The sequence below is a fragment of the Mycobacterium sp. DHQP2018-32-09 genome (assembly GCF_058148405.1).
In genome coordinates, this window is record NZ_JBYVYK010000087.1 from 1 (window position 1) to 10,551 (window position 10,551).

Below are 10,551 nucleotides of genomic sequence, written 5' to 3' on the forward strand. Positions count from 1 at the left end.
CTTGGGGGTGGCGGCGGGCTTGGGGGTGTCGACGGGCTTGGGGGTGTCGACGGGCTTGGACACCCAGTTGCTCCCGGGAGCACCCGCGGGGATGAACTCGCCCTCGGCGGGTGCGGGCTGCCAGCCCTCGCCGCCGGCGGTGTGCCTGCCCGGCCGTTCCGGCGCCTGCCAGGGTGAGGGCGGAGCGGCGGGGGTGACCGGGGGTGGCGGCACGGGTGGCTGGGGGGCCGGCGGCTGCTGGGGTGGGTGGAATGGTGGCGGCTGCCAACCGAACGCGGCGGCAGGAGCCGCCTGGGGGGTGGGGCCCGGCCGACGGTGCGAGCCGCCCGCCTCGACCGAGGTCCACCACCGCTCCGCCGGCTCCGGCTCGGGCGGGTGCGGCTCCACCGGCACGTCGATGATGGGGCTCTCGGCGGTGTCGGCCGACGGCACCTCGTCCTCGACCACGTCGGCGGCGTCGACCCGACTCGACACGACGCGACCCGGTGTGGGGATCGCCTCGGCCGGTCCGGGCCGCGCCTCGACGCGATCCCAGTCGGGGAAGCGGTGCACGGTGGTGCGTTCGGTCTCCAAGGCGGGCCGCTGTTCGAGGTCGGTGTCGAAGATGATCTCGAGGTGGGCCCGCAGCGCGGCCAGTTCGGCGCGCAGGCTGGCGACCTCGTCGGCGGTCTCGGAGCGGATCTCCGAGCCGATCTCGCGGCGCAGGTGCGCCTCGAGCCCCAGTTCGTACTCCCGGCGCGCGGAGATCTCCCGGTCCAGCTGCAAGTCGTAGACCAGCTTGAGATCGCGGGCGCGGGCCGCGTCGGCGTCGGCCTGCCTGCGGTAGATGAAGGAGACGAACGCGGCGACGACGGCGGCCCACAGCGCGACGATGACGGCCAGCTTGAGCAGTTCCACCCGATTGCTGAACACCAGTACCGAACTCGCGACGATGGCGAGTACCAACAGTGCGGTGAGCAGCACCCACCCGGGCCCGCGGTTGATGCGCCGCTGGCGCGCACCACGGATCGGATCGGTCATGCGCCGACTGTACCGTCGAAGACTCGCCTGGCGGGCCGACCACCACGGCGATTCGGCGCACCAAGGGCTTTGGCGTTACGGGTCCGTTACCGCGTCGGGATCGTCGGGCGGTTCCTGCGGTGACGTGCAGCAGTGCTGCAGCCAGAGGGCGGCCGCGACCAGGGCCAGCGCGCTCAGCGCGGCGACGACGGCACCGCGGGTGTCCTGCGCCGCCACCCGCAGTTCCCCGCGGCGGGGCAGCAGGTATGCGAGCACCGCGAGCCACCATCCGGCCACGACCGCGCCCACCCACGCCGACGCCTTGGCGACCATCACCGAGCGGGCTACCGCCAGTGGGTCCAAACGTCCTGTGCCGATGCCGATCTCGCCGGCATCGATCTTGGTGCGGACGTGTCGCCCCCAACCCGCCTCGGCAGCCGCGACCGCCAGCAGCGAGAGCCCGGTCCACACCGTCAGCGGCGGGAACCAGCGATACAGCGCGAGCACGAGCACGTAACCGACGACGGCCGCCACCGCCGTGGCGGCGGCCAGATCACGCTTGCGGGTGGGGCCCATCAGGGGCTCAGCGCGAACGTGGTGCGGCGGACGCCGGCGGTCTCGGTCTCGTCGAGGTCTGCCAGCAGCCGGGCGACCGGCGTCGGCGTCCCCGCCACGGTCAGCCGCGCATCGGGGTCGACGGCGAGCCACGGCACCAGGACGAACGCCCGCAGGTGCGCCCGGGGGTGCGGCAGCGTCAGCTCCTCGGAGGTGTCGCGCACCTCGCCGCCGCCGTCGTGGCACGTCACCAGATCCACGTCCAGAGTGCGTGGGCCCCATCGCACCTCGCGCACCCGCTGGGCACCCCGCTCGAAGTCCTGGGCCCTGGCGAGCCAGCCGCGGCAGTCGAGGTCCGGATCGTCGGCGACGACGACGGCGTTGAGGAAAGGGTCCTGTTCCACGCCGCCCCACGCGTCGGTCTCGAAGACCGGCGACACCGCGCGCACCGAGGCGCCCAGGCCGTCGACGACGGACCGCAGCTGGGCCAGCCGGTCGCCGAGGTTCGAGCCGATCGACAGCACCACCGTGCTCACGGCCGACTCACCCGGCTCGGCCGCCGCGCCGCGACCGGCGCGCCACCACGGCAACGTCGTTGAACGTCAACGGGATCGGCGCGTGCGGCTTGTGCACGACGACCTCGACGGCGTGCACCCGCCCGTCGGTCATGACGTCCTCGGCGATCTCGGCGGCCACCGTCTCGATGAGATTGCGCGGCGGACCGGAGATCACGGCCGCCGCGCGCTGGGCCAGCGCGCCGTAGTCCAGCGTGTCCGACAGGTCGTCGGAGGCGGCCGCCGCGGCCAGGTCAACCCACACCGTCAGGTCCACCACGAAGTCCTGGCCGTCGACGCGTTCGTGGTCGAACACGCCGTGGTTGCCGCGAACGGTCAAGCCGCGCAGCTCGATTCGATCAGTCACCGGCACCCTCCCAGGCTCGTAACACGGCCAACGCGTCTACCGTCGCCCGCACGTCGTGCACGCGCACGCCCCACGCTCCCGCGCGCACCGACAGCGCCGAGATCACCGCGGTGGCGGTCTCCCGGCCGTCGGGGGGCCGCAGTTCCCCGTCGGCGTCGGCCAGCAGCGCTCCCAAGAAGCGTTTGCGCGACGCCCCGACGAGCACCGGGATGCCCTCGGCGACCAGCGTGGGCAGCGCGCGCAGCAGGGCCCAGTTGTGCGCCGCCGACTTCGCGAACCCCAGCCCCGGATCGATGACCACGTTGGTCGGGTCGACTCCCGCGGCGACGGCGGCGTCGACGCCGGCGAGCAACTCGGCGCGGACGTCGGCCACCACGTCGTCGTAGTCCGGGACGAGGTGCGGCCGTTCGGCGTCCACCGAGCGCCAGTGCATCAGGATCCACGGCACGCCCGCCTCGGCCAGCAGCGGCGCCATCCGTGGATCGGCCCGGCCGCCGGACACGTCGTTGACGATGGCGGCTCCGTGGTCGAGCGCGGCCCGGGCCACGTCGGCGTGCATGGTGTCGATGCTGACGGTGATCCCGCGTGCGGCCAGCGCTGCGACCACGGGTATCACCCGGTCGCGCTCGACGGTCGGGTCGACGCGCACCGCACCGGGCCGCGTCGACTCCCCGCCGACGTCGATGATCCCGGCCCCGTCGGCGACCAGTCGCAGGGCGTGCCGGACCGCGGTGTCACCGTCGAGGAACTGGCCTCCGTCGGAGAAGGAATCCGCGGTGACGTTCACGACCCCCATCACGACCGGGGCGGCTGGCGAGGTGGCGCGCTGCTGATTCACTTGCGCAGGATGAGTTCCAGCGCCTCGGCCCGGGATGCGTTGTTGGTCTTGAACACCCCGCGCACCGCCGACGTGGTGGTTCGGGCCCCCGGCTTGCGGATGCCCCTCATGGCCATGCAGAGATGCTCGGCCTCGATCACCACGATCGCTCCGCGCGGATCCAGTTTGCGCATCAGGGCGTCGGCGACCTGGCTGGTCAGCCGTTCCTGCACCTGCGGGCGCTTGGCGTAGAGGTCGACCACGCGGGCCAGCTTCGACAGGCCGGTGACGCGGCCGTCGCGCCCTGGGATGTAGCCCACGTGCGCCACCCCGTGGAACGACACCAGGTGGTGTTCGCACGTCGAGTACATCGGGATGTCGCGCACCATCACCAACTCGTCGTGCTGCTCGTCGAACGTCGTGTTCAGCACGTCGTCGGGGTCGGAGTACAGGCCGGCGAACATCTCCCGGTAGGCCCGGGCGACCCGGGCGGGCGTGTCGAGCAGCCCGTGCCGGGTGGGGTCCTCCCCCACCGCGAGCAGCAGTTCCCGCACGGCCGCCTCGGCGCGCGCCTGGTCGAACTGGGGCAGGGTGTCGCGCAGCAACGGATCGGCGTCCGACCGCGTCATGTGGTGCTCCGTTTCGTCTCAGCCAGGGGGCGCGGGCCGGTCGTCGGACCGGTTGCCGTCGTCCCGTTCCTCGGGCGGCTGGCCGCCCTGGTGCCCGGAGGGCTGGCCGCCCTGGTGCCCGGAGGGCTGGCCGCCCGGGTGCCCGGAGGGCTGGCCGCCCTGGTGGCCAGGTTGCGGGTACGGCTGAGTGTAGGGAGGCTGCGCCCCGGGGTGTGCAGGCCAGCCGGACTGCTGCTGCGGCGGGGGCGGCGGATACCAGTACCCCTGCTGTTGCTGCTGCGGGTAGCCGCCGTACTGCTGGGGCGGCTGGTAGGGCTGACCGGGGCGCGGCGGCCAGCCGGGGGCATGCCAGCCCGCCGGGGCACCGTAGTCGGGCTGGGTGGAGCCGGGGGCGCCGTTGCCCGAGCCGTTCCCGGAGCCGTTCCCAGAACCGTTGCCGTTGGCGCCGTGGCCGTGACCGTTGGTGCCGAAGCCGTTGGCCCGGCCCGCCGCCTCGGCGGCGCGCGACGCCGCGGCGATGGCGGCCTTGAACGCCGGCTCGGGCTGCGGCTTGGGCCACTCCTCGCCGCGCTCGATCGCCAGCTCGCCCGGGGTCTTGATGGGCGGCTTGTCCGACGGCACCCGGCCGCCGAAGTCGTCGAACATCGTCAGCCGGGGACGCTTCTCCACCGTGGAGAAGATGGCCTCCAGCTCGGCGCGGTGCAGCGTCTCCTTCTCCAGCAACTCGCCCGCCAGCACGTCCAGGACGTCGCGGTACTCGGTGAGGATCTCCCACGCCTCGGTGTGCGCGGCCTCGATGAGCTTGCGCACCTCGTCGTCGATGAGCTGGGCCACCTCGTGGCTGTAGTCGGCCTGCGTGCCCATGGTCCGGCCCAGGAACGGGTCGCCGTGCTCGGTGCCGTAGCGGACGGCACCCAGCCTGCTGCTCATGCCGTACTCGGTGACCATGGCGCGCGCGATCTTGGTGGCCTGCTCGATGTCGGACACGGCGCCGGTGGTGGGCTCGCGGAACACCAGTTCCTCGGCCGCGCGGCCACCCATGGCGAACACCAGCCGCGCGATCATCTCCGAACGCGTCATCAGGCCCTTGTCGTCCTCGGGCACGGCGACGGCGTGGCCGCCGGTGCGGCCGCGGGCGAGGATGGTCACCTTGTAGATGGGCTCGATGTCGGGCATCGCCCAGGCGGCCAGCGTGTGGCCCCCCTCGTGGTAGGCGGTGATCTTCTTCTCGTGCTCGCTGATGATGCGGCCCTTGCGGCGCGGCCCGCCGACCACGCGGTCGACGGCCTCCTCGAGCGCGGCGCCGGTGATGATGGTGCCGTTCTCCCGCGCCGTCAGCAGCGCCGACTCGTTGATGACGTTGGCCAGGTCGGCGCCGGACATGCCCACGGTGCGCTTGGCCAGGCCGTCCAGGTCGGCGTCGGGCGCGATGGGCTTGCCCTGCGAGTGCACGCGGAGCACGGCGCGGCGGCCGGCGAGATCGGGCGCGGACACCGGGATCTGGCGGTCGAAGCGGCCCGGGCGCAGCAGCGCCGGGTCGAGGATGTCGGGCCGGTTGGTGGCCGCGATGAGGATGACGCCCTGACGGTCGCCGAACCCGTCCATCTCGACCAGCAGCTGGTTGAGGGTCTGTTCGCGTTCGTCGTGGCCGCCGCCGAGACCCGCGCCGCGCTGCCTGCCGACGGCGTCGATCTCGTCGACGAAGATGATGCAGGGGCTGTTCTGCTTGGCCTGTTCGAACATGTCGCGCACCCGGGACGCGCCGACGCCGACGAACATCTCGACGAAGTCCGAACCCGAGATGGTGAAGAACGGCACCTCGGCCTCGCCCGCCACGGCCCGCGCCAGCAGCGTCTTGCCGGTGCCCGGCGGACCGTAGAGCAGCACGCCGCGCGGGATCTTGGCGCCCAGGGCCTGGTAGCGGCTGGGGTTCTGCAGGAAGTCCTTGATCTCGTACAGTTCCTCGACCGCCTCGTCGACGCCCGCGACGTCGGCGAACGTGGTCTTGGGCATGTCCTTGGAGAGCTGCTTGGCCTTGGACTTGCCGAAGCCGAAGCCCATCCGGCCGCCACCCTGCATGCGCGAGAACATCACGAACAGGCCGACGAGCAACAGCAGCGGCAACAGGTAGATCAGCAGCGAACCGAAGACGCTGCCCTGGTTGACGACCGTGTTGACCTTGGCGTTCTTGGCCTGCAGCGAGTCGAACAGCGGAACGGCGTACCCGGTGGGGTACTTCGCGATGATCTTGTTGCTGTCCTCGGTGTCGCCGTTGCCGTTCTTCAGGTCCAGGCGGATCTGCTGTTCGCGGTCGTCGATCTGCGCGCTGGTGACGTTGTCACCGTTGATCTGGGCGATCGCCACCGACGTGTCGACGGGCTTGTAGCCGCGGGTGTCGTCACTGAAGTAGAAGAAGGCCCAGCCCAGCAGCAATACCACCGCGATCACGGTGAGGGTGCGGATGACGTTCTTTCGATTCATCGTCTGCTTTCAGCCATCTTTTCTTCAGCCATCTTTTGTCGTCGGCCGTCGGGCGGACCCCAGCGGGTGGGATGTTGCGGCCAGGTCCTTCCGATTCGCATCGTGAGTCGTTCCAGGCTACCGCTACACCAACGAACCATGGTTCCCGGCGGTGCCCGGTGCCGCCACGCCGTGCCGGCACCGAGTTCGCCGCCCGGACGCCACCGGGGTCGCTAGGGTGCCTGGTATGCCGACCCGTCTGTTCGCCCTCCTGTTCGCGGGGTTCGCCGCGGTGACGCTCGCCGCCTGCGACTCGCATCCCGCGGGGCAGGTCGCGGGCCCCGACGGTCCCGTCCCGAGGCAGGTCACCGTGGTCGGCGAGGGCAAGGTGCAGGGCACGCCGGACACCGTGACGGTCGATGCCGCGATCGAGGTCACGGCGCCCGACGCGACGTCGGCGATGAACCAGACCAACGAGAAGATGGCGGCCGTGGTCGACGCCGTGGTCGCCCAGGGCGTCGCCCGCGAGGACGTCAGCACCACCCAGGTGACGCTGAACCCGCAGTACGGGGACAACTCCACCATCACCGGCTACCAGGCCAACAACTCGATCGCGGTGAAGGTCCGCAAGGTCGACGCCGCCTCGCCGACCATCAACGCCATTCAGACCACCGGCGGCAACGCCACCCGCATCAACTCGGTGAGCTTCTCCATCGAGGACGACTCCCAGCTGGTCAAGGATGCCCGCGCCCGCGCGTTCGGGGACGCCAAGGACCGCGCTGCGCAGTACGCGGACCTGGCGGGCCTCGGGTTGGGCAAGGTCATCTCGATCTCGGAGGCGGGCGCAACCCCGCCGCCCCCGCAGCCGATGCCGCGCTACGGCGCCGGCGCCATGGAGGCTGCGGCGGTACCGCTGCAACCCGGTCAGCAGACCGTCGGGTTCTCGGTGACGGTGGTGTGGGAACTGGGTTGACCGTGGTGCGGGAACCGGCCGAGGCAGATCCTCAGACCGGCGAGATCTGCACCGGGATCCCGTTGAGCACCGCGGTACCGGACAGCGGGTCGAGCGTCAGCCCGTCGTTGAGCTGGTTGACGTTGACGCCGGGGTCCTCGGCGGCGATCCGCAGCCGCGATCCGGGCAGGCCGTGACCCCAGCCGTGCGGTAGGGACACCACGCCGCGCCGGATCCCGTCGGTGAGTTCGACGGGCGCCTCCAGTTCCCCGCCCGGGCCCTTGACGCGCGCGGCGTCGGTGACGCCGAGGTCGGCGGCATCGTCGGGGTGCATCTGCAGCGTGCACCGGTTGGTGCCGCCACTCAGGGTGGTGAGGTTGTGCATCCAGCTGTTGTTGGAGCGCAGGTGCCGCCGCCCGATGAGCACGAAACCGCCCGCCGTGTCGGCGGCCCGGTGCACCGCGGCGGCCAGCCGGGCGACGTCGGCGACGAGGGATTCGGGTGCCAGCTCGACCAGACCGCTGGGGGTCTTGAGGATCTCGGGCAGCCGTGGCCGCAGCGGGCCCAGGTCCACGCCGTGCGGGGCGGCCTTGAGCCGGGCGAGGGTCAGCCCATCGGGACGGGTGCCGAACCAGTCGCCGTAGGGGCCGAGCCGCAGCATCATGTCGAGCCTGCGCTCGTATCCGCGACCGGGCTCGAGCATGGCGGTCAGCTCGGCGACGTCGCGGCCGGCGACGGGCGACTCCGGGTCGGCGGTCTCGCGCGCCAGCGTCGTCGCGATCACCTGGTCGTCGACGAGCATGGGGTCGGCGCTGGGCGACATCCCGTAGACGACGAGCGCGAGCCGCGCCAGGATCTCGGGTTCGTCGGGGCGGCCCGGTTCGGGGTCGACGGCGGGCGGGGAGTACCTGGCGTTGTTGCGGATCGGGGTGGCGCTCAGCGCGATGTCGAAGTGGGCGCTGCGCGATGGCGGCGGGGGCGGCAGGACGACGTCGGCGTGGCGGGTGGTCTCGTTGAGGTAGGGGTCCACGCTGAGCATGAAGTCGACGCCGTCCAGGGCGCGGTCGAGCCGCCGACCGTCGGGCGCCGACAGCACCGGGTTGCCGGCGATGGTCACCAGGGCACGGGGGCGGCCGTCGCCGGGGGTGTCGAGTTCCTCGGCGAGCGCGGCGGCGGGCAGCTCCGAGAGCGCCTCGGGGTGACCCGACACGCGACTGTGCCACCGTCCGATGCGGAACCCCTTGCCGGGCTTGGGCGGTCGCGGCGTGGCCGATACCGGGGACTGCGGGAACATGGCACCGCCGGGGCGGTCGAGGTTGCCGGTCAGCACGTTGACCACGTCGACGAGCCAGCTGCCGACGGTGCCGAACTCGACCGTGGACGTCCCCATCCGACCGTAGACCGCCGCGCTGGGGGCGGCGGCGAGGTCGCGGGCGATGGTGCGGATCTCGGTGGCGGCGACGTCGCAGTAGGCGGCGACGGTCTCGGGCGCGAAGTCGGCGGCCAGGGCCTCGACCCGGTCGACGCCGGTGACGTGGTCGGCGAGCGCGCCGAGGGCGACGAGGTCTTCGTCGAACAGCGTGTGCACGATGGCCAGCAGCAGCGCGGCGTCGGTGCCCGGCCGCGGGGCGACGTGCCGGTCGGCCAGGCGCGCGGTCCTGGTGCGGGCGGGGTCGATCACCACGAGCGTGCCGCCGCGCTTGCGCAGCGCCTTCAGCTTGCCGCCGAAGTCGGCGACGGTGGCGAGGCTGCCGTTGGACACCAGCGGGTTGGCGCCGATGACGACGAGGTGGTCGGTGCGGTCGACGTCGGGCACCGTGAACGCCATCGGGTTGCCGAACATCAGGCCCAGCGCCACGTGCTTGGGCATCTGGTCGAGCGTGCTCGCCGAGAACGTCAGCCGGGTGCCGAGCCCCTTGAGCAGCAGGGGCACGTAGAGACCCCCGCCGATGGTGTGGGCGTTGGGGTTGCCCGCGTAGACCGCGACGGCCCGTCCGCCGTCGGAGCGCAGGATCTCGCCGAGGCGCTCGGCGACCACCGCGAAGGCGTCGTCCCACGAGGTCTCGACCAGCTCGCCGTCGCGCCGCACCAGGGGTGCGGTGAGGCGGTCCGGGTCGGAGTCGAGTTCGGAGAAGCTGGCGCCCTTCGGGCAGACGTAGCCGGCGCTGAACACGTCGTCGGCGTCACCGCGGGCCGACGTCACGACGCCGTCCTCGACGGTGAGCGTCAACCCGCAGGTGGCCTCGCAGAAGGGGCAGATGCGCAGCGCGGTCGTCGGCGTGCTCGGTGCCCCGGCCTCGTCGACGCCTTCGATGGAACGGGTCACGCGGTACCTCGCTTCGGCTAGCGGCCTTCGTACACCTTGGGTTCGAGTGTGCCGATGTACGGCAGATCTCGATAGCGTTCGGCGTAATCGAGGCCGTAGCCGACGACGAACTCGTTGGGGATGTCGAAGCCGATGTAGTCGATGTCGACGTCGGTGCGCACGGCGTCGGGCTTGCGCAGCAGCGTGCAGACGCCCAGTGACCGGGGGTGGCGCGTGGCGAGGTTGCGCATCAGCCAGGTCAGCGTCAGGCCGGAGTCCACGATGTCCTCGACGATCAACACGTCGCGGTCGTTGATGTCGCGGTCGAGGTCCTTGAGGATGCGCACCACGCCCGACGACGACGTGGAGGACCCGTAGGAGCTGACGGCCATGAACTCCAGCTGCGTGGGCAGGGGGATGGCCCGCGACAGGTCGGTGACGAACATGACCGCACCCTTGAGCACGGTGACGAGCAACAGGTCCTGGCCGTCGGGGCCGATGGACGCGCCGTAGGCCTCGGCGATCTGTTGACCGAGTTCGGCGGTGCGGTCCTGGATTTGCTCCTCCGAGAGCAACACGGACTTGATGTCACCCTCGTAGAGGTCGGCGGCTCGACGCGCAGGCACGGCACTACAGTGCCACGCCTGCGCCGCTGCGACCAAGCCGAACCCGATACGCGTCTCATCGGGTGATCGGTTCGCGCTCCAGGATCAGGTGCCCGCCCCGGCGACGGGCGAACAGGCGCGCGTCCCGCAGCGGAGACGCGACGGCCACGCCCCCCTGGCCCCGCCAGTCGGTGAGCAGCGCGTCGACGGCGCGCAGGTGCGTGTCGGCGAGGTCGTTGGCGCCGCCCGCCAGCAGCCAGCCGCGCAGTACGCGGCGCCGCAGCGCGGCGGGCAGGGCGCCGACGGCG

The 10,551-nt window shown here is 71.9% G+C and carries 11 protein-coding genes; 1 reads left to right on the forward strand and 10 read right to left on the reverse strand.

What is annotated here, in order from left to right; translation table 11 throughout:
- The 7 genes from AC30CM_RS26215 to ftsH all read right to left on the reverse strand — a co-directional run.
- Nucleotides 1-1,020: DUF6779 domain-containing protein (locus AC30CM_RS26215; protein ID WP_490119840.1), on the reverse strand; the 1,020-nt coding region annotated here is incomplete at its 3' end.
- 75 nt (nucleotides 1,021-1,095) lie between these two features.
- On the reverse strand, nucleotides 1,096-1,575 hold the full coding sequence (locus tag AC30CM_RS26220) for a DUF3180 domain-containing protein (RefSeq protein WP_490119841.1): 480 nt from the start codon (nucleotides 1,573-1,575) through the stop codon (nucleotides 1,096-1,098).
- Nucleotides 1,575-2,090 carry a 2-amino-4-hydroxy-6-hydroxymethyldihydropteridine diphosphokinase gene (gene folK / locus AC30CM_RS26225; RefSeq protein WP_490119842.1) on the reverse strand — a complete coding sequence of 172 codons (516 nt, stop codon included), beginning with the start codon at nucleotides 2,088-2,090 and terminating at the stop codon, nucleotides 1,575-1,577. Before folK ends, AC30CM_RS26220 begins: the two co-directional genes overlap by 1 nt.
- Before the next feature lie 7 nt (nucleotides 2,091-2,097).
- A complete protein-coding gene (gene folB / locus AC30CM_RS26230; RefSeq protein ID WP_490119843.1) occupies nucleotides 2,098-2,475 on the reverse strand; it encodes a dihydroneopterin aldolase in 378 nt (125 codons plus the stop codon).
- A complete protein-coding gene (folP, locus tag AC30CM_RS26235) occupies nucleotides 2,468-3,271 on the reverse strand; it encodes a dihydropteroate synthase (RefSeq protein ID WP_490119850.1) in 804 nt (267 codons plus the stop codon). Before folP ends, folB begins: the two co-directional genes overlap by 8 nt.
- 38 nt (nucleotides 3,272-3,309) lie before the next feature.
- Nucleotides 3,310-3,921, reverse strand: a complete 612-nt coding sequence (gene folE / locus AC30CM_RS26240) for a GTP cyclohydrolase I FolE (protein WP_490119844.1) — start codon at nucleotides 3,919-3,921, stop codon at nucleotides 3,310-3,312.
- An 18-nt stretch (nucleotides 3,922-3,939) separates the two neighbouring features.
- Nucleotides 3,940-6,402, reverse strand: coding sequence for an ATP-dependent zinc metalloprotease FtsH (gene ftsH, locus AC30CM_RS26245; RefSeq protein WP_490119845.1), 2,463 nt, complete (start codon nucleotides 6,400-6,402; stop codon nucleotides 3,940-3,942).
- Between the two features lie 226 nt (nucleotides 6,403-6,628).
- On the opposite strand from ftsH, the gene AC30CM_RS26250 reads away from it, so the two are divergent.
- Entirely contained in the window at nucleotides 6,629-7,354 is a 726-nt protein-coding gene (locus tag AC30CM_RS26250; RefSeq protein ID WP_490119846.1) for an SIMPL domain-containing protein, read from the forward strand.
- Nucleotides 7,355-7,385: 31 nt separating this feature from the next.
- Here AC30CM_RS26250 and AC30CM_RS26255 read toward each other — a convergent pair whose 3' ends face one another.
- The 3 genes from AC30CM_RS26255 to AC30CM_RS26265 all read right to left on the reverse strand — a co-directional run.
- A complete protein-coding gene (locus AC30CM_RS26255; RefSeq protein WP_490119847.1) occupies nucleotides 7,386-9,659 on the reverse strand; it encodes a molybdopterin-dependent oxidoreductase in 2,274 nt (757 codons plus the stop codon).
- 17 nt (nucleotides 9,660-9,676) lie between these two features.
- The gene (hpt, locus tag AC30CM_RS26260; RefSeq protein WP_490119848.1) at nucleotides 9,677-10,264 is read right to left on the reverse strand and encodes a hypoxanthine phosphoribosyltransferase; all 588 of its coding nucleotides are present in this window, start codon (nucleotides 10,262-10,264) and stop codon (nucleotides 9,677-9,679) included.
- A gap of 55 nt (nucleotides 10,265-10,319) precedes the next feature.
- On the reverse strand, nucleotides 10,320-10,551 hold a 232-nt coding region (locus tag AC30CM_RS26265), incomplete at its 5' end, for a TilS substrate-binding domain-containing protein (RefSeq protein ID WP_490119849.1).